The 19714-nt window shown below is 50.9% G+C and carries 13 protein-coding genes and 1 pseudogene; 9 read left to right on the top strand and 5 right to left on the bottom strand.

Going from position 1 to position 19714, the window contains the following annotated elements; genetic code table 11:
- Positions 1-12: 12 nt before the first annotated feature.
- Both hisS and MLD66_RS06280 read left to right on the top strand, forming a co-directional pair.
- A complete protein-coding gene (gene hisS, locus MLD66_RS06285; protein WP_247216110.1) occupies positions 13-1284 on the top strand; it encodes a histidine--tRNA ligase in 1272 nt (423 codons plus the stop codon).
- 61 nt (positions 1285-1345) lie between these two features.
- Complete coding sequence (locus MLD66_RS06280; protein ID WP_247216108.1) at positions 1346-1612, top strand: hypothetical protein; 267 nt, start codon at positions 1346-1348, stop codon at positions 1610-1612.
- A gap of 167 nt (positions 1613-1779) precedes the next feature.
- On the opposite strand, the gene MLD66_RS06275 is transcribed toward MLD66_RS06280, so the two are convergent.
- Together MLD66_RS06275 and MLD66_RS06270 are read right to left on the bottom strand one after the other, a co-directional pair.
- Complete coding sequence (locus tag MLD66_RS06275; RefSeq protein ID WP_247216106.1) at positions 1780-4164, bottom strand: calcium-binding protein; 2385 nt, start codon at positions 4162-4164, stop codon at positions 1780-1782.
- A gap of 335 nt (positions 4165-4499) precedes the next feature.
- Entirely contained in the window at positions 4500-6005 is a 1506-nt protein-coding gene (locus MLD66_RS06270; RefSeq protein WP_247216105.1) for a class I SAM-dependent methyltransferase, read from the bottom strand.
- 180 nt (positions 6006-6185) lie between these two features.
- Between MLD66_RS06270 and MLD66_RS14630 the strand changes: the two genes are divergently transcribed.
- From MLD66_RS14630 to MLD66_RS06245, 5 genes and pseudogenes are all read left to right on the top strand, one after another.
- The gene (locus MLD66_RS14630) at positions 6186-6923 is read left to right on the top strand and encodes a peptidylprolyl isomerase (RefSeq protein ID WP_247216102.1); all 738 of its coding nucleotides are present in this window, start codon (positions 6186-6188) and stop codon (positions 6921-6923) included.
- A complete protein-coding gene (locus MLD66_RS06260) occupies positions 6920-8599 on the top strand; it encodes an ABC transporter transmembrane domain-containing protein (protein ID WP_247216100.1) in 1680 nt (559 codons plus the stop codon). Before MLD66_RS14630 ends, MLD66_RS06260 begins: the two co-directional genes overlap by 4 nt.
- Positions 8600-8682: 83 nt before the next feature.
- Entirely contained in the window at positions 8683-9633 is a 951-nt protein-coding gene (locus MLD66_RS06255; protein ID WP_247214935.1) for a transposase, read from the top strand.
- A gap of 44 nt (positions 9634-9677) precedes the next feature.
- Positions 9678-10958 (top strand): annotated as a pseudogene (locus MLD66_RS06250) (peptidase domain-containing ABC transporter); the annotation flags it as partial.
- A 9-nt stretch (positions 10959-10967) separates the two neighbouring features.
- On the top strand, positions 10968-12290 hold the full coding sequence (locus tag MLD66_RS06245; RefSeq protein ID WP_247216098.1) for an HlyD family type I secretion periplasmic adaptor subunit: 1323 nt from the start codon (positions 10968-10970) through the stop codon (positions 12288-12290).
- Positions 12291-12547: 257 nt separating this feature from the next.
- Here the strand turns inward: MLD66_RS06245 and MLD66_RS06240 are convergent, their stop codons facing one another.
- The 3 genes from MLD66_RS06240 to MLD66_RS06230 form a co-directional block, all read right to left on the bottom strand.
- Entirely contained in the window at positions 12548-12775 is a 228-nt protein-coding gene (locus tag MLD66_RS06240; RefSeq protein ID WP_247216096.1) for a hypothetical protein, read from the bottom strand.
- A gap of 63 nt (positions 12776-12838) precedes the next feature.
- Positions 12839-16852: a hypothetical protein gene (locus MLD66_RS06235; RefSeq protein ID WP_247216094.1), complete on the bottom strand. Its 4014-nt coding sequence runs from the start codon at positions 16850-16852 to the stop codon at positions 12839-12841.
- Positions 16853-17312: 460 nt separating this feature from the next.
- On the bottom strand, positions 17313-18056 hold the full coding sequence (locus tag MLD66_RS06230) for a Uma2 family endonuclease (protein WP_247216092.1): 744 nt from the start codon (positions 18054-18056) through the stop codon (positions 17313-17315).
- A gap of 417 nt (positions 18057-18473) precedes the next feature.
- Between MLD66_RS06230 and MLD66_RS06225 the strand changes: the two genes are divergently transcribed.
- Together MLD66_RS06225 and MLD66_RS06220 are read left to right on the top strand one after the other, a co-directional pair.
- Positions 18474-19037, top strand: a complete 564-nt coding sequence (locus MLD66_RS06225; protein WP_247216090.1) for a Uma2 family endonuclease — start codon at positions 18474-18476, stop codon at positions 19035-19037.
- Between the two features lie 109 nt (positions 19038-19146).
- Positions 19147-19686 carry a DUF2887 domain-containing protein gene (locus MLD66_RS06220; RefSeq protein ID WP_247216088.1) on the top strand — a complete coding sequence of 180 codons (540 nt, stop codon included), beginning with the start codon at positions 19147-19149 and terminating at the stop codon, positions 19684-19686.
- Positions 19687-19714: the final 28 nt, after the last annotated feature.

Genomic DNA, 19714 nt, shown 5'->3' with positions numbered 1-19714 from the left:
TCAGCGTCCACCATGACCAGCGCACCCCTGCAAGCCATCCGGGGTACCCGGGATATTTGGGGCACCGAAATCCGCCTGTGGCAATACCTGGAACAACACGCCAGGGACATCCTAGGGCGAGCCAATTACCAGGAAATCCGTACCCCCCTGTTTGAAGCCACGGAATTATTCCAGCGGGGCATCGGCGAGGGTACCGACATTGTTAGTAAAGAAATGTACACCTTCACGGACCGGGGGGAACGGAGTTTGACCCTACGCCCGGAGGGAACGGCGGGGGTGGTGCGGAGTTTGATCGAACACAAGCGGCTCTCCCAGGGGGTGCAACGGTGCTGGTACCAGGGAGCCATGTTCCGCTACGAACGTCCGCAGGCGGGGCGACAGCGGCAATTTCACCAACTGGGCGTGGAAGTCTTTGGCAGTGAAGACCCCCGGGTGGATGTGGAGGTGATGGCGGTTGCCTTGGAGTTTTTGCAAGCTCTGGGGATACCCAATTTAACTTTAGAACTAAATTCCGTGGGCGACCCAGCGGACCGGCAACGCTACAAAGCCGCCCTGGTCGAGTATTTAACCCCCTACGCCGCCGATTTGGACCCGGATTCCCAGGTGCGGTTGACCAAAAACCCCCTGCGTATCCTGGACAGCAAAGACCCCGCCACCCAAGCCATTCTCCGCACGGCTCCCCTCCTCCCCCAATACCTGGGCAAGGCGGCGCAACAGCATTTTGAGCAGGTGCAAGAGGGCTTACAGGCGTTGGGCTTGGCGTATGAATTGAATCCCCGATTGGTGCGGGGGTTGGACTATTACACCCGGACGGCGTTTGAAATCACCACCCAGGATTTGGGGGCGCAGTCGGCGGTGGGGGGCGGGGGACGCTACGACCACCTGGTGGAGGAATTGGGGGGCACGGCAACCCCGGCGGTGGGTTGGGCGATGGGCTTGGAACGGTTGGTGGTGCTGTTGCAAAAACAGGGGGAACCCCCAGCCCCCGAACTGGATATATATGTCGTTTCGCAAGGGGCAGGGACGGCGACCCTCTCCTTACAAATCAGCCAGATGCTTAGGGGGCACGGTCTGCGGGTGGAAATGGACGTGAGTCAAAGCAGTCTGGGCAAGCAAATCAAACGGGCGGATAAATTGGGGAGCAAAGCCTGTGTGATCGTGGGGGAAACGGAAGTCACCACGGGGCAAATTCCGGTGAAATGGCTGGCAACCGGGGTGCAAGAAATCGTGACGTTCCCCAACGGGTTTCGGGATGCGACCTTCTGGCAAAAGAACTTTCGGTAGTGCTATCCTTGTAATGGTTACCATAGTAGTCCAATCGTAGTCAAGCGGAATAGGTGAACCGATGAGCGCAGTTGTGTGCCGTTATTGCCAGTCCGAGAACGTGGTCAAGTACGGGCGCATTCACAACGGGAAAAAACGGTATATGTGCTACGACTGTCATCGGCAATTTACCCCGGATGCCCAGAAGAAATATATTTCCGAGGAGCAAAAACAATTAGTGGATGAAATGTTAACAAAACGGGTTTCAATTGCCGCTATATCCCGGGCGACAGGGATTTCCAAATCCTGGTTATATCGGTATGTGAAACATAAGGAAACCTCTATTTAGGATATTTAGAAATAAACGGTCGCAGGGGTGTAACATTCTCGCCAATCGGTCGGGGTGAGTTTGACCGGGACATTTTTATAGAGAAGAAAAACGACCCCCCAAGGAGTACCTGGGGAGCCGTTGGCTAATGTCTCAGTGAGAGACTGGTGAGATTAAGTGGAAGTGGACTAACCAACAATCAGGATTTGGCTTGCGGTCAACGTAGGCGCACCGCTGATGGTAGCAAATTGCCCACCCGTACCCAAACCAGCGGTAGCCCGATCCTGGTTGTAGTACAACGCACCGGTCGAGGTCTCATAGACGATCAGGGCAGAGGAAGCACCAGCCGCCGCCGCACCGCCGGTAGCAATCGTCTCAAAGTCCGCCGCCGCAATCGCCGTGCCGCCACTGATCACATCCCCACTGGAAGCAGTGAAGGCAGTGAAGGTGGTTTTGCTCAAGACGATGAAGTCACCCGCCTCCAGGTCGGCAATCAAATCGTTGCCGATAGTAACGGGGTCGAACAGGGCACCGGTAGAGAACGCAAACCGGTCATTGCCTGCGCCACCCACCAGTGCGTCGTTGCCCAAGCCACCAACAATCACATCATCCCCAGCACCACCATCGAGGTAACCATCATCGCCATCGCCGCCAAAGATGACATCATTGCCGTCTTCACCAACGATAGTGTCATTGCCCTTACCCCCATCAATGGTGTCAGAGCCTTTGCCGCCAGCCAGATACTTGTCATTGGCAGTGGTACCGGTGATCACATCGTTGAAATCACTGCCCTGAACTATGATTGCCTCAGTCTGATTTTTGAGGTCAATGGTTACTCCAGCCGTTGCGGTAGCGGCATAAACGACCTGAATATTCTTGACCTGATCATCAGTGGCACTGTTCAAGTCAGGAGCGTTAGCGTCGAGCACAATCGCATTCTGACCACCCTTCCCATCTACCGTATCTGCCCCTTTGAAGCCGAAGAAGAAGTCATTTCCAGAACCACCCGTGAGGGTATCCGCTTGAGCACTGCCCACGATCACAAAGCCCTCAGTCTGGTTCTGGAGGTTAATGTTCACCCCAGCTACTGCTGTAGAGGCACCAATGACCTGAATATTTTTAATCTGAGCATCGGTAGCGCTGTTCAAGTCAGTAGAGGTAGCGGCTAGAAAAATCGAATTAGCCGTACCCCCACCCCCATCTACCGTATCTGCCCCGACAAAACCAACAATGACATCATCGCCAGCACCCGCTTTGATGGTATCGGCTTGAGCACTGCCAATGATCGTGAAGCCTTCAGTTTGATCTACAAGGGTAATATCCAACGGAGCCAGTGAGGCAGAGCCATCAATGATTTCAATACTTACGATGGAACTATCACCGACAGTAGCTAGGGCAGCGGCATCAGCGGCATTGTTAATCTGAAGCGTATCTAGTCCAGCACCACCATCTACTTTGTCTCCCGTTTTGAAACCAAAGATAGTGTCATTGCCAGCACCGCCATTAATGGTATCTCCACCACCACCACCCGTGATCAGGTCATCTCCATCGCCGCCCTCGATGAAGTCAGCCCCAGTATCGCCAGTGATGCTGTCATCCCCATTGCCGCCATTGACCTTGTTGCCTGCAGCATTGTTGAGCGTGATGGTGTCACCAAAAGCACTACCAATGACCGTGAAGGCTTCGGTCTGAAAGGCGGCGAGGTCCAGGGCATTCGCACCGATCAGCCCAGCCGTCGCCCCAGAGGCATCAATGATCTTGATGTTCTGGATGTCGTTATTACCCGCAGCAGTTATGGCAGCACCATCAGCAGGGTCGGTGATTTTGAGCGTATTCGTACCAGCACCCCCATTAACGATATCCCCCGTTGTGAAACCAATGATGAGGTCATTCCCAGCACCACCATTAATATTATCAGCTCCATCCCCGCCAATGATGGTGTCATTGCCAGCACCGCCATTAATGACGTCATCGCCCTCGCCGCCTTCGATGTAGTCGTTGCCAGTACCGCCAGTGATGTTGTCATCCCCGGTACCGCCAATAACTTTGTTTCCGTTAGGGGCATTATTGAGAGTAATGGTATCACCAGCGTTGTTACTACCAATGACCGTGAAGGATTCACTATCACTCTGATTCGCCAGGCTAATGGTCACCGCACCCGTCGCCCCAGAGGCATCAATGATCTCGACATTCGTGATCTCTGGATTAGTCGCATTACTCACATTGGTATCATCAGTCCCGGGAGTGATGATTGCAATCGTATCCGTCCCAGCACCCCCATCGACCTTATCCCCAGCGGTAAACCCAATGATGATGTCATCCCCAGTACCGCCAAAAATAGTGTCCGCCTGAGGACTGCCAGTGATGGTATCACTCCCACCCCCGCCATCAATAATGGCACCATCTATCGCCCCCGCATTATTTTTATCGAGGTCAATCAGGTCATCGCCACCGAGTCCATTGACAGTGTCTACAGTACCAGTGTTGGGAGTAGTTCTTGAAATTATGTCATCACCAGACGTCCCATTGGTTAAAACACCGGTAGCACTAGTAATTGGGATAATAGTAGCCATTTCCGTTACTCTCCTCAAAAAAATTCGAGTTTACATGGTCAACGCCAATCATAAGCGATTTATTTTCGTTATGCAACCCCCCCACAATTAAGTTTTCGTTATCACTCGTTTTCTCATCCATTAATTTATGTGAACCTCTGCTTATACCCCCTTGGCAGGTTATCAGATTAACATACCCAAATTGACCGTCACCCCACGCAACTTGTACAGCAACCGGGCTTACCCCTATAGGGACATAGTTCAATATATAACCGCATACTCATAACATATAGGGCTTATCTTACTATAAAACTAATCTACGCAGGAGCGATTTTTTGGCGATATTTCCCCGAGGCTCAAATTCCCAATTTTTTGAGGATGGGTCGGCGGTTCAGGGCGAATTTTTCCGCACTCTCTTGTAAAAATTGCCAGTTCTCCTCGGGGGTTTCCAGGGTCTTGCCCTCTTTGGTGAATTTCACACCGCTGGCTTTCAGGCTGTCCCAGAGATGCTCTAGGCTCTGCTGTGGGTCCAATTCCCCCAGCAAACACCACTGTTCCAACCGGGGTACCATCACCCCATTGCCGATTACCGGGCTACAGAGGTAGCTGATACTGCCATCCTGGAGCGAGCGTTGGATCACCGCCTGGTTGAACCGCTGTGCCGCCGTCGGGTCCGTCCCTTCCACCAAGGGATGGGTGTAGCTCATGCCCGTCATCACAATCAACGACTGAATCAGACGCTGGAGGTTGATCCCCTGGGCACTCAGTTTGGCTTCCAGTTCGGCAATGCTCAGAACCCCCGCTTCCCGGAGACAGTTGGTGATGGGCTGATAGACATTTTCCTGGAGTTGCAGTTTGCCCAGCGCCGTTTGATGCTCCAGCTTGACCTGGTCCGGCTCCACGGTCAACATGAATTTCATGGCTCGAAATTGCTCCGTTTGCGCCGCTGGGGTGAGCATATCCACCCCCCGCACATAGACATCCCGCCGGAACGTGCTATTCAAATAAAAATCCCGCACCACTTCCCGATACACCGGGTCATGGATTTTCGCCAACTCCTGGATAGCTTCGCCGGTGAGATTCAGGTTATCCATATTGTCAATCAGGTGCGCCGAGCCGATGTAGGTCAGCTTCGCCCGGTCCATGCTGTCGTGTACCTGGTCAAAGTAGAGCGCCGTCCAATGCTCATTGAAATATTCATGCACCAAGTAAGAGCGATTTTGGGATTTGAGTTGCTCCAGTCGGCGAACTGCCGCCGGGTTTTGGAGATAGACGGATTTGGTATTTTTCAACTGTTCTAAAAATGCCAATGCCCCACTGAGCCGCTGTTCAATCGAAGTATTGACCGCCGACTTGTACTGCAACATCAACCGCTGGAGGGGAGCCGTCACCGCCCAACCGGGCATGGTATTGTAGGACACATAGACCACCCCGCCGATTTTGAGTTTTTTGCTAATAAAATCCACAATCGCCTGGCGGTTTTCCTCACTGATCCAGCTATAAATCCCATGCAGACAAATAAAATCAAATTCCGGCAAGTCCTCGTTGATATATTCCTTAAAACTTTTATCCGCAAAGGTCACATTGGTCAGCCCCGCCGCTTTAGCCAGGGAGCGAGCCGTTAGAATATGGGTGGGATTAAAATCCATGCCATAGAACTGGGCGTGGGGGTACGCCGCCGCCAATATGTTTGTGGTGATACCGAGTCCACAGGCCAATTCGCAGTAGGTGAAGGGTGCCGTCAGGGGGGTTACATTCACCCGCTTCATCAGCAGAACCAGCCGGAGGTTGGCGGGACTGAGGTGATGGTAAAACCCCGGGGTATAGGGGATATCAGTGACGTACCCTTCATTCCAGGTCATAATTAAACTTCACTCACACACACACCAGCTTACCGCATTATACTACACACTACTACTAATCTATGCCATTGGCGCAACTTTGGCTCTTCCCGTTGAACATTTGGGCAACCAAGGCCCTAGGATTAACTCATGGCTCAATACACATGGCAGTGTCAATAAATTGATCAATCCGGGGTGACTGTGGCGGAAACGGCTGGGATTTTGCAGGTGGGCGAGCAGGTCTTGACGGCGGCGGAGTTGGTGCGCTCCCTAGCGGAACATCAGTTATTGGTGCCGTTGATCCAGGGCATTGTCACGGAACAGGCGCTCCGGGGGGTGGAATGCACACCGGAAGAACAGGCGCAATGGGTGCAGGAATTTTGGCAACAACAGCAGGTGACGACCCCGGAACAGCAACAGGCGTGGCTGAAACGGCATCATCTCACCCCGGAACAGGTGGTGGTAGTGGCGACCCGTCCCCAGCGGTTACAACGCTTCAAGGAGGTCACCTGGGGGGCAGAGGTGGAAAGCTATTTTCTCAAGCGCAAAGCCCAGCTTGACCGGGTGGTGTATTCCCTGATCCGCACCCATCAACCCGGCATCGCCCAGGAATTGTACTTTCGCATCAGCGAGGGGGAGCAGTCCTTTGCGGAGGCGGCCAAGCAATTTTCCCAGGGCCCGGAGGCGAGTACCGGGGGACTGATTGGGCCGATGCCCCTGGGCAAGCTCCATCCCAGTTTGACCAAACTCCTCTCGGTCAGCCAACCGGGTCAGGTGTGGCCGCCGGTGCAACTCGCCAACTGGTGGGTGGTGGTACGCTTAGAACAATTGCTCCCCGCCCAACTGGATGAGGCCACCCGGCAACAATTATTAGATGAGTTGTTTCACAATTGGCTCGAAAATCAGATCAATCCTTCTGCCCCCGGAGTACAGGTATGACCGCCACCCAATCCCCCCTACAAACCTTTTTGCTCAGCCAGCCCTTCGTGCAAGACTTGCCAACGGCGGCCCAGCAACAGTTTCTCAGCCAAGTCCAGGCGTGGAAGTATCGCATGGGGCAACCCATGATGGCGGCGAACCAAATCGCTGACCACGTTCTTTTCCTGTACCAAGGGTCTGCCCGTTCCCTCTTTTTGGACCCCCGCACCCAGAGATTGGTGACGATCCAACGCTTTCAACCCGGGGATGTGGTCGGCTGGCTGGGGGTGTTGCGGGGACGCACCTGTGAAACCGTGATTGCGACGGATGAATCCATTGGACTGACGATTCCCGCTGATTTATTCCAAGAACTGTGGAAGACCCAACCCAGTTGGCAAAACTATTTCAATCAAAAACCAACGGCGGTGGAAATTGCGGAAATGATTGTGGCGGAGTTGGGGCAAAGGGCGGAGCAGTCCGTCCCCCTACCCCTCAAGGATTGGGTCGCCCAGTTGGAAGTGAAGTTGATCCCCCTCGCCCCCGGCCCGCTGGTCTTGCCCGATATTCCCGATGGTCGCTGGTGGGTGAGTTTGGGACAGGTGGGCCCCCATCACCAGGGCAGTTGGCTGAATCTGGAGGGTGCCAACCTGCGGGTACAGGGCTACACCCGGCTGTTGGGGGTGATCGGCTCCGTCATTCCCCCATCACCAACCCCATCACCAGCCCCTGCCGAGGTCAGTCCAGCCTTGCCCCAGTCGGCGGCGGAGATTCCCTATGCCCCGGCGGTGAGTTTCCAGGCTACGGATGCCAAGTCAACGACCCAGGACTACCCCTATTTCCGGGGGGAAGGGGAACTGGGGGGGGCCCTGGCCTGTTTTCAGATGGTGGCCAAACTACTCAATATCCCCTTTCGCCGGGAATTACTGCGGCGGGTCTTGGAAAATCGCAGTCGGCAGACAGGGGGCGTGAATCTGCAACTGGCGGGGGCGGTTGCCCAGTTGATGGGGATGGATACCCAATTGCTCAGATTGCCCAGCCAACTGTTGACCAGGGCGGAAGGCCCGGCGTTGGTGGAATGGCAGGGGAAATTGGTGGTGCTGTTCCGCATTTCTCCCCAGGAAATTGTGATGGGGGTGCCCGACCAGGGGATTCTGCGGCGCCGACCGGCGGAATTGCTCCCGACGTGGGGCGATGAGGTTGCCCTGTTAACCCTGAAAAAGACGGCTCATACGCCCCAGGTGCGGTTTGGGTTGAGTTGGTTTTGGCCTTCGATTTGGCGGTACCGGCGGGTTTTGTTGGAAGTATTTATCGCCTCATTTTTTGTCCAGCTTTTTAGTCTGGCGAACCCGTTGATGATTCAGATCATCATTGATAAGGTTTTGATCCAAAATAGCGTCAGTACCCTGAATGTTTTGGGCATTTTGTTGATTGGGGTGGCGGTGGCCGAAGCGGTTTTGGGGGCCATTCGTACCTATTTGTTTGTGGATACCACCAATCGGATTGATATGGCCTTGGGTTCCGAGGTGATTGACCACCTCCTGCGCCTGCCCTTGCGGTATTACGAACGGCGGCCAGTGGGGGAACTCTCCACCCGGGTGAACGAACTAGAACATATCCGCCAATTCCTCACGGGTACGGCCCTGACCGTGGTTTTGGATGCGGTATTTTCGGTGGTTTATATTGTGGTGATGCAGTAGTGTTGAATGTTAACGAAAGGGTGGAAAAGGGAGACTAAAAATGGTATTTTAGATTGGTAGAAACCACGAGTAACAGTATTTTTATGAGACGACAAATTCAGGGACTTATCAAGCCCTTGCTGAACCTTCTTCCCAAAAACGACTATCCAGTCTTGGATACTCGCTTGTTTGTACTCATATGGATGCACTTCATTTTAGATGCAAGAGTCGCCACCATGCGGGGCTTATTCTTCCTCTTGAATCATCTCAATTTTAAAGTTGACATATCAACGTTTTCTAAGGCGTGTAAACATCGTAGCACCGAGCCGTTTCAAGTGATCCTAAGAGAACTGCAAAAACGGCTTAAACATCATCAAGGTGAATTTAAGCACTTATTCCCATTAGATTCTACCATTATCACCCTGACCAGCAAATTATTCTGGCACTACAAGCAGGTAAAATTGACGCTTGGCCTGGATATAAATGAGGGCAATATCGGTGACGAATCAATTATATTTGGAAAGACTAATGACCATAAAATTGGGCATCTTGTGATTGGGACGATACCTGAGAATGCCGTTGGTATCATGGATAGGGGTTTTGCTTCCTGGAAATTAATGGACGAAATGTGTAAACGAAATACATTGTTTATTGTGCGGATTAGAAATAATATGAAGTTGCAACCTGACAATCCGGATATTCGGGTAATTCAATTTTTTAATGAAGAGGAAAACACAGAATATAGGCTAGCGACTAACGTGACTTCGATGACGGATGAAGAGATTTGTTCAGCCTATCGTTTGCGCTGGCGAATTGAGTTGCTTTGGAAGGCACTAAAGATGCACTTGAAATTGGATAGAATCATTACCAAGAATGAGAATGGTGTGCGGCTACAGATTTATGCCGTATTGATTGGTTATCTAATTTTAAGATTGCTGGAGATAGGTCACAATAAGACCTATGAATTGATTGACAAGTTGCGATATTTACAAATAGAAATAGGCCGACACTGTAGCTTCATGGAACTCGTAGGGGTAGAGCCGCTCGTAGGATAACCCTGACCCCTTATGTTAAGTTTTATTACGGACATTCAACACTACTGGTGGTGATGGTGATTTACAGTTGGTTGTTGACCCTCATCGCCCTGGCCACCGTCCCCCTGTTCGCCCTCTTAACCCTTTTAGCCGCCCCGATTATTCGCAAACAGCTTCGCACCAAAGCCGAACGCAATGCGGAAACCCAGGCTTATTTTGTGGAAGTGCTGTCCGGGATTCAAACCGTGAAAGCGCAAAATTTAGAACTCAATTCCCGTTGGCAATGGCAGTCCCGCTATGCCCGCTATATCAGTGCCGGTTTTCAAACCGTGGTCACCTCCACGACGGCGAGTTCCATTAGTCAGTTTTTGAATCAAATGTCGGGGCTGTTGTTGCTATGGGTGGGGGCATTTTTGGTGCTCAAAGGGCAGTTAACCCTAGGGCAATTGATCGCCTTTCGGATTATTGCCAGCTATACCACCAGCCCCCTGTTGCGCCTGGTACAGCTCTGGCAGAATTTCCAGGAAACGGCCCTCTCCTTGGAACGTTTGGCGGATATTGTGGATACGCCCCAGGAAGTGGATGAAAATGACCGGCGTAATATTCCCATGCCTCCCATTGTGGGTGCCATTCGTTTTGAAGAGGTGAATTTCCGGTTTAATCCCGATGGCCCCCTGCAATTGGTGAACGTTTCCCTGGATATTGCCCCCGGCACTTTTGTGGGGATTGTGGGGCAGAGCGGGGCGGGGAAAAGTACCTTAACCAAACTGATTGCCCGGTTGTATGCCCCGGAATCGGGACGGATTTTTATTGATAATTACGACATTGGCAAGGTGGATTTATATTCCCTGCGGCAACAGATTGGCATGGTACTCCAGGAACCGCTTTTATTTGATGGCACCGTGCAGGACAATATCGCCCAAGCCAGCCCGGATATTGCGGTAGAGGAGATTATTGAAGCGGCCAAAATCGCCTGTGCCCATGATTTTATTATGGGTTTGCCCCAGGGGTACAATACCCGGGTTGGGGAACGGGGGAGCGCCCTGTCGGGGGGCCAGCGGCAACGGATTGCCCTCGCCCGGGTCTTGGTGCAACACCCCCGTTTACTGATTTTGGATGAGGCCACCAGTGCCCTGGATTACGATACGGAATTTCAGGTGTGTCGGAATTTAGCCAAGGCATTACAGGGGCGTACCGTCCTGTTTGTCACCCATCGCCTCAGCACCATCCGTCAAGCCGACCGGATTATTCTGATGGATCAGGGTAGAATTGTGGAGGATGGCACCCACGACCAACTGTTAAAATTGAAAGGCCGCTATTACTCGCTGTATCAAAAACAAATGTAGGGGATATTTATGGCCACGAATCCGCAGATCACCCCTTCGGTTTCCAACCCTCCCGCCAAGCCGGAATTTGATCAACCGGTGGTTTTGCGGCAAACCGGTCTTTGGTCCCATGTGATTTTGTGGTCCTTGGTGGCGAGTGCGGCGGGGTTGATTACGTGGGCGGCCTATGCCCCTCTCGAACAGGCGGTACAGGCCCAGGGGGATTTGGAACCAGCGGGGCAGGTCAAGGAGGTGCGGGTGCCCCTCACCGGTGTGGTGCGGGATGTTTATGTGAAAGAGGGTCAGCGGGTTGACAAAGGGCAGGTGCTGTTTACCCTTGACCCCCGGGTGAATCAGGCGGAACTGGAAGCGAGTCGGCGGGTGCGGGACACGTTGCTTGCGGAAAATCGTATCAATCGGGCCTTGCTGAATGGCACCCTCCAGGTTGCCGAATTGAGTCCCGAACAGCAGGCCACCTTGAGCGAAAGTCACCGGGAATTTGCCAGTCGGGTCACGGCGGCGAAAGAGCGCATCCGTCAGTTCCAGGATCAACTGCGGCAAAATGACATTCTCCTCGCCAGCAATCAGGAAGTCCTGGCCCTGAATCAGGAACTGCTGAAGGACTTGAAATCTCTGATGGAAGAGGGGGGTTTGGCCCGGGTACAGTACGTCCGTTTGCAACAGGAAGTGCTTCGGCAGGAAGGGGAAATTAAACGTCTCCAGGAAGAAAAACCCCGTTTGGAAAGTAGCATCCGCCAAGCCACGGAAGAAATGAATAATACCATCGCCACCACCCGGCGGGATTTGCTGTTGCGGATCAACGAAAATGAACGGCGCATTTCTGAACTAACCCGTCAACTGGAACAAGCGGAAGTGGCAAGGCAATATCAAGAAGTGCGGGCCCCGGAGACAGGAATTATTTTTGAATTGCAGGCGCATACCCCCGGATTTGTCGCCAACGTGAATGATACCCGTCCCATTGTGAAAATTGTGCCAACCAACTATTTGGTGGCGGAAGTCTTTATTACCAATCGGGATATTGGTTTTGTAGAGCCGGGAATGGAAGCGGATGTGCGGATTGATTCCTTTCCGTTTAGTGAATTTGGGGATGTGAAAGGGAAATTAGTCCGCATTGGTTCTGATGCCTTACCCCCTGACCAAACCTACAATTTTTTCCGATTTCCGGCTCGGATTGAATTATCATCCCAAACCATGCGGGTAAAAGACCGGGTGGTGCCCCTACAGTCGGGGATGAGTGTGACAGCGAATATCCGCACCCGCAACCGTACGGTACTCAGCATCTTCACGGATTTATTCACCCGCCAAACCGAAAGTTTACGCTATGTGCGTTGACCGTTAGGGCATTCCCTGTTTGTATTGCCCATCCTTGCCCCCTCCCGATGGGGTGGTTTTATAATTTTAAGTCTCGCTCGTTGCAGGCTAAAAACGGCAATCACGCTTGAATTCTGGCTAAATTTTAGACTGAAAATACGAAGAATCATCCTAGAAAATCAAGAGTCGCAGGGCAGTACCCCGGCGGGGTTTTCATCGCCTTGTTACTTGTGGGGTTCAACTGTATCCCATAACTACTTAAAAGACTGTAGCGCACTTCATTCTTCCGCTAAAATGGAGTTCAAAATTTCTGGGGTTAACCCTCGTGTTTGAGCATTTTGACTAATATCATGCATCACTGCTTCCAAAGTTTTTTTGCGTCGAGTCACATCCCCAAGTTTGAGGCTGAGTAATGCTTCTAACTTGCGACGTTCCTCCTCAGATGCCGTCTCAAAAATGCGGGCGACCTCAGCATTAACGCGAATTGTTATCGTTTTGGTTTCCATAGGGTTTATCTGATGATTTTCCTGTTGGGAGCCTTATCATTATAAAAACCTACTGTTAGCCTTTTAACTATGGAAATCCTGTATGATTCTGTGAATTCGTTGCAATTTTGTTTCGTTGAGCCGTTCAAGTGCCTGGCGAATTTCTTCTTTGAGTAGTTGGGTTGGGGTTGCAGTTTGCACCTGCTCGAGTACCCAATTTTGCACAGGACTGGGATGCTCAACGAAGTCTAATGTCCAAGGCTCCCATTGTGCTAGTTCAGGTTCCTCCACCGGTACTTGCGCCTTCCAGTCGGTTTCCCTGCGCTGAAACTTTTTTTTCTCTTGTTCTAACTGGGTACTGCGTCCCTGCGCTTCAAGGAAAGCCTGATATTTTTTGTGGACAAACAACCAGCGTTGCCGCATTTGGGCACGTTCCTGTTCTGTAATTATGCCAGTTTTAGATTCAATAAAGCGTTCATAAAACATCAGGCTATTGCGATGGTGGCCGAGATGCTCATAGGCTAAGCCCACTTCCAGGCGTTGTAGCCACCAAGCTTGTTCTACCTGCACACTGGCTAGAACTGCCTGTAGAAAATCTAGCAAATCTGGAGACTCTTGCTTTAGTTCCTCCCAATTTGTTTCAATATCCCGTGCCAAGGCGGCTACCAGCTCGTAATCATGGCCACGTTGCCATGCTCGCGGATGCCGTTGCACGGTTGTCCAAAGTCGCCCCCAATTGCGGCGCTGGATCAAAATGCGCATCAACAATGACCATTGGCGTAAATGCTCCAGACTTGTAAGCACAACATTGCTGTACTCCTCCCACGCTTCTGTCAGGGGCTGTCCTGCCTCCTGCCATAACCGCACTACCTCCGCATCTTGGCGATCCTTAGCCAACCATTTTACCTTTCCAGGTAGAGTTTCCAAGTGAATCTTACTTCGGTAGTAGTAGGAATGCTCTGTTCTGCCGATGTGCTCCCAAGCCTTCACTGCGTCAGCAAATTTCCCTTGGTGAAAATGACAAGTGCCCAAAAGCATGTGAAACTGCTCCACAAACGGTTGTTGCTGGCCGAGAAAAGCCAGATGTCCCACCCAAGCCTCATAAGTCTCCTGCAACAATCGCTTGCGTGCCTCTTCCTCAGGACAGTGAGCCTCCAAATCATTCAACACGCGCTGGAACTCTGTCAAAAATTCCTGCACACAGGTTTTCCAGGTGACATCTGCATTTTGGGGACTGACTTCAACACACAACCAATCTCGTACCCGTACCAGTTTGTCAAAGCGTGATGGCTTGGTAACTTTATTGCGGATGTCCAACATCAGCCCCACTAAGGGACTATAGTCAGGAATGTCTGGGCAACCATCAAAAGTTTCACGGTACTGTTGTAGCTCCGACCAAGCTTTTGCTCTCCAGAAGCACTCCCAAGCTTCTCGCTTAGGATTTTTATCGGGCAGAGCTGACTTCTCTAACTTTAAGAACTGATGTCCTGCCGATATATAGTCCCGCTGGAACTTGAGGAGCCAAGCCTGACATTCTTGTTCCAAGCACCCATCCTCTGCCTGCCGTGCAAATATGCGTGCATCTGCCAAAAAATTCAGGTTTTCCTCCGCCACACCACGCTTGAGGAACTCCAGAGCCAAACTCAGTACCTCTTGCAGGTTCGTATCTGTCCAATACTGGATACCTCCTATGCTTTCGGTGGTGCTATTCAATCTAGGGGGATGGGTTTGCCATTGGGATTGATCCTGTTTCAGAGAAGGATGATTGAGCCAAAAGTCGGTTGCCAAATTCGGCTCCCAGAACTTTTGCCAACCACAAGAGGTATCCATAATCGCCAAAGCTTCTATAGGACGCGTAATCCCAACATACAACTGGTTAAGAAAATACTGTAATTGCAGGGACACCTGGTTTTCAGTCCCTTGCGCATAATGCTTAAGCTGTTTTTTGAAATTCTGCTGATAATAGTCCCCAAACTTGTAGAGGATTATTTTTTTGAACTCCATCCCCTTGACAGCCGTAACGGTCTGTAGCTGTGCTGGCTTCAGATTCTGTGCCAATTCTTCAGCAAATATTTTCTGAAGTTTTGGGTCTTGTGCCACATAACTCAGCTCCTCTCCCACACAACAGGGTAGAATACACACCGTACCAGTGCTTGTGCTGAGCATATTTTTCAGTTCCCCATCAGTTAAGTTTTGGCCCTGCCCATCCAGTACCAATTTTTGTACTGACCTGCCCTGTTCTTGCGGACGCCAAGGCAGTTGTGGAGTGATTTCCCGATTGTTGCTGAGAATACGTCGCCAGAGGTTAACCACATTACTGAAACGAGTAATCTGCGGGCTAGAGCGATAGTTATTTTTTAACTCCTGGGGGCTTTGAATCTCAAAGCGGTGGTCTTGTGGTAAATACGCACGAATATGCTCATGGAGATATTTTTTTAGAGCGGCCCAACGGAAGCCTGTAGGATTAATCGTTTGCAAAGGGTCTCCAGCAAACGCATAAGGCAACCGCTCGATTATCCAGTCTAGTTTGTATTTTCCCCAGGGAGATAGGCAAAAAATGACATTCAGTTCAATCTGAGTAAAGTCTTGAACTTCGTCACAAAAAATGACCGGATGAATCGGGTTGATTGTGCCATTTTTCAGCACATCTCTAACCAAATCTTGGTCATCCCAATAACCCGCGTGGGTAGTTCGTTCCAGATAACCTGGCCACAATTCGCTGTAAATTTGGTCGAAAACGGCTATATCGACACTGCGATCCGCTTCGGGCAATTCCCGGTAGCTATCGGGGTCCAGATAATCGCTGACCTCATAACCTTTGATCAACGTGCGTAGGGTATGCCAAGCGAGTTCTACATCACGGCGACCGCGGTACCAGCTCTGAAATTGGTAAAAATTGACATACTTATCCGGTTGATAGTGCTCTTGCCGCTCGGTCGGGAGACACCTGAACAGATAATCCTGAAACGTGCTGAAAAAAGCGCGACACTGCTGAATCTCTGCTGGTGAGAAACTACGTTCATCTTGACGATAGCGGTGGCTGACGCGCAAAATTACACTCACCTTCTCCCAGGCTTGTTGGACTAAAGCCGGGCTGTAGGTCAAAAACAGAGGGTAGTACTGGGGCGATTCCTGTCTTGCAGTTTTCAGGTAGTGACTGCAATATTCGGCAAAGCAATAGTACAACATCAGGGATTTACCGCTACCAGCCCGCCCGTTAATGAGCAAGGGCATGGAGCGGCTCTGGAGGACTGCTTCCTCCTCCATAGACAAAGCTAAGTTTCCCTCCTTAGTCTCTTGCATCTCCAACCAAATGGTCTCATCCGCCACCATGTAATCTGGGTAGGCACGGTAGCTATACTGTTTCCACACTTCCAACGGTTGAGGATGTCGAAGTATATCGGGCTGGTCGGCTCCGATCCCAAATAGACGAGTTTGGCGTCCCAAAGCAAATCGTTCCTTTTGTTCTGGAGCGTGGTCATAAATTCCAATGAGGAACGGAAACCGTTTCCCCTGGTACTCACGCACCTGCACCAAACTGACCGCTAGATGGAGCGACCCCTCCTGCCAACATCTGAGTTCCGCCCCTTGATAAAATCTGGGGAGTTGCTGGTACAACCTACCCTCCTCATCGTCAACCAACTGTATCACCGCCTGATAAGCCTGACGCCGTTGCACCACCGTCAGCGCCTGTCCTTGCCGAACCCATTCCCCGCTTTCCAACACCAGCCGCTCTTTGGGATGGGAGGCATTCAAAAACTGCGTCCATGCAAAAAGTGCTTCCGGCAGAGCAGGTAGTAGGTTTTGCGAATGTTCTTGTTGCCGTTGTGCCAACCAAACCTGTAACTCATCATCGGGCACCAAGTCTTCCACCCGCTGTTGATAATCAAGATTCTGCCGTTGCTCGAGGAAGTAGTGGTACTCATGACTACCTCTTAGCCAGAGTGCAAACAAGACCAAAACCGGTACCTCTCCGAGATAGCGCAACTGACCCAACAAACGAAGATTTTTGAGGAGGTTGCGCTTCCAATAGGGATAGCGGATGTCAAATAACTGACTTAACAGGATGCGATCTCCCCTCTCCAGGCGAGTGATCAACCTGCTTAAGTGTTTCTCTGCGTTGTATGCGGCGCTGTCGTCTTGAACCCACCGTGGACAATATACATACATAGGCGCATTATTGCATGAAGCATCTGCAGTCTATTTATTAATTATAATTAAAGGATACAACAAACCTTGATTATCCCAATGGCTCAACATGATTAACCTGCAATCAGTGGGGTGCAAATGTATTTCATATCCACACAAAAGACTGTAAATTAAAATACCATTTTATTCCGGGGCAACCAATGTATTCTGGGTACCTCTATAACAATCCTAAATGAGAATGGAACAGGGGTCGCAGGGACACCGCCCCCGTACTTAGTTCTGGGAAATTTTTGTATGCCTCCGGCACGCCAGCTAACGTTAACCCAGTGGGATTGCTCTCGTTATGGGGGGTGCGCCTCCCCGCATTGTTATGCACAATTCAAGTTCCTAGCCGCAAGTTAGGGGTGCGTCACGAGTACTCATCCGGGTCAACCCCCAGGTCTCTCAGCTTCGCCGCCAAACGTTCTGCCCGTTGTTTTTCCTGCTCCGCCCGTTCATCCCCAGTGAGCAATAAATTCCCGTCCTGATCCCACCACCGTAACCAGGGCAATGATTGATGCAAATAAGTACCCTGCCAAATCCCTAGCTCCACACCCAACGGCTCAATGGGAAAATGCCCCCGTTGGTTTGGCTCACACCGCTGGTAACGATTCCCCACCAATTCGTACACCTCAACCGAGGCTTTGTCCACTTCATAAATGGCGTAAAATGGCACCCGAATCGCCTGCTCGTACACCCAGAATTTACCCGGTTTACCGTTTTCCCGCTCCCAAGGGGGGGCTGTATCCCGCTCCGCCGTGCCATCCCCAGACACAAATTCAATCACAATCAAGGGGGCAACCACTTCCTGCCACAGCACATAGGAACGCCGCCGTTTACCGTCCAACAGGGGGGGCACATGGGGGACATAAAACCAGTCTGGGGCTTCCGCTCCCCGCTCCGGCGGTTCTACCAGCCGCCAATAGATGCCGCAATCCTGCCCAATCGCATACTGTCCATCCGGGTGCAGACTGTCCAAAACCGGATAAATGGAATCCGTCAAGAGCAAACTCTGGGGGTGTTCCTGAAAATTTTTCACAAAGGTACCATCGCTCTCCGGTAACTGCGTGTGGTCGGGGAGGGTGAGGTTGGGGTGAGCCGTTGCAATCGTCATGGCTGAACTCCCACAGGGGTTACTTTCATCTGTTAACGATAGCGATCTTAACTAATTTTAGAATCAGGGATTTTGGGGTATAGGGGACTTGTCCATACACTGATGGGAAGGATTCAAGTTGTACCCTGTAATCAACAAAAAGACTGTAACCCATATTGACATGAATTATGATGTAATTTACCAAGACTTGTTCTTAGAAGCAGGCATTACCTGGAAGAGGTCTTAGAAGGTAAACTTCACAACAGAACCAGAAGTCGTAAAAAAATGTTGTCCCGACGCAGGTGGGGGTGAACTGAAGCCATTTTTTCATCATTTATCCTGAACGGATATATGTGTCTCAATCAAGTAATCCCGGTGAACGGGGCAGAAAATATGCTAACTTGTCAATGTATATTTGGCTGGGATTAATAAATATCCATGCAGGAAGTACTCACCCAACATCTTTCCACCGCCGAATACTTGGCATGGGAGGAGCAACAGGAAGAGAAACATGAATACGAAGACGGCAGAATTTATGCCATGGCGGGAGCCACCGAAAATCACATCATTATCACCGATAACTGCACCGCCTTCCTTGTCCCGAAACTGCGAGGCGGTACATGTTACCCTTTTTCCTCAGATATGCGGGTTAACATAACTGAAAACATCTATTACTATCCCGACCTGTTAATTACCTGCGACGAGCGGGACTGCCTGCATAGAAATTACAAAAGCTATCCTTGCCTGATTATGGAAGTACTATCGGAATCCACAGAAGCACGGGACCGGGGTGTGAAATTTGCCCACTATCAAACCATTGAATCGTTGCAAGAATATGTTCTCATCAGTCAATCGGCACAACGAATAGAAGTCTTTCGCCGTTACAATAGCAAACTATGGCTCCTGCAGACCTACACCACCGGGGAAACCATTCAACTACAGAGCATCAATCTGGACATTCCTATTGCTGAAATTTATGCAGGCATTGACTTTGGGGATTAAACCTAACAACTTAAACAAATCCGTTGCGTACCGACACGATTTTCTATCAACTGTTCCAGACCTTTCCTACCCTATTGATAGCGGAGCGTGGCGTTAGCCATTGGAGCTATTGGGTGAAGACCCTGCTAGCATCGCCAGTTATCAATTTACCTCGGTAGAAGTGAAGGAAAAAGCCTTTCGCTTTGATGGCGTATTCCTGCCCCAAAGTGAGGATAAAACTATCTGGTTTGTGGAAGTGCAGTTCCAAAAGGTGCATGAATTTTACAGCCAGTTATTTAGCGAGATATTTCTATTTTTGCAACAGTACCGCCCGGTGCAGGATTGGGGGGTGGATGGTTTGCTAGAATTTGTGGAGACGATATTGATTTACAAGTTAAAGACCTTGAGCCGAGAGGAGATAGAGCGGATGTTTACCTTGGGAGATTTACGGCAGACGAAGGTGTATCAAGAAGCCAAGCAAGAGGGAGAACAGAGGGGTTGTTTGGTGTTAAGAAATGTAATAACCAAGCAAATCGCCCGCAAGTTTGGCAGAGTACCCGATGATCTAAACACCAAACTGGCACAGCTATCGTTAGACCAACTGGGGGAAATTGCTGAGGCGATTATTGACATCTCTGCCCTGGAGGAGTTGGAGCATCTGCTGGGTTGAGGCAATCTCTGTTGTCGGCAAGTTTTGA

The organism is Synechococcus sp. C9 (assembly GCF_022984075.1).
GTDB lineage: Bacteria > Cyanobacteriota > Cyanobacteriia > Gloeomargaritales > Gloeomargaritaceae > Gloeomargarita.
This window is presented reverse-complemented; position numbering and strand designations above follow the sequence as displayed.

Bases quoted from the DNA above. Each gene is read 5' to 3' on its own strand.
- MLD66_RS06225 (WP_247216090.1), top strand. From the start codon at position 18,474: ATGCAGGAAGTACTCACCCAACATCTTTCCACCGCCGAATACTTGGCA.
- MLD66_RS06280 (WP_247216108.1), top strand. From the start codon at position 1,346: ATGAGCGCAGTTGTGTGCCGTTATTGCCAGTCCGAGAACGTGGTCAAG.
- hisS (WP_247216110.1), top strand. From the start codon at position 13: ATGACCAGCGCACCCCTGCAAGCCATCCGGGGTACCCGGGATATTTGG.
- MLD66_RS06260 (WP_247216100.1), top strand. From the start codon at position 6,920: ATGACCGCCACCCAATCCCCCCTACAAACCTTTTTGCTCAGCCAGCCC.
- MLD66_RS06255 (WP_247214935.1), top strand. From the start codon at position 8,683: ATGAGACGACAAATTCAGGGACTTATCAAGCCCTTGCTGAACCTTCTT.
- MLD66_RS06270 (WP_247216105.1), bottom strand. From the start codon at position 6,005: ATGACCTGGAATGAAGGGTACGTCACTGATATCCCCTATACCCCGGGG.
- MLD66_RS06240 (WP_247216096.1), bottom strand. From the start codon at position 12,775: ATGGAAACCAAAACGATAACAATTCGCGTTAATGCTGAGGTCGCCCGC.
- MLD66_RS06275 (WP_247216106.1), bottom strand. From the start codon at position 4,164: ATGGCTACTATTATCCCAATTACTAGTGCTACCGGTGTTTTAACCAAT.
- MLD66_RS06245 (WP_247216098.1), top strand. From the start codon at position 10,968: ATGGCCACGAATCCGCAGATCACCCCTTCGGTTTCCAACCCTCCCGCC.
- MLD66_RS06230 (WP_247216092.1), bottom strand. From the start codon at position 18,056: ATGACGATTGCAACGGCTCACCCCAACCTCACCCTCCCCGACCACACG.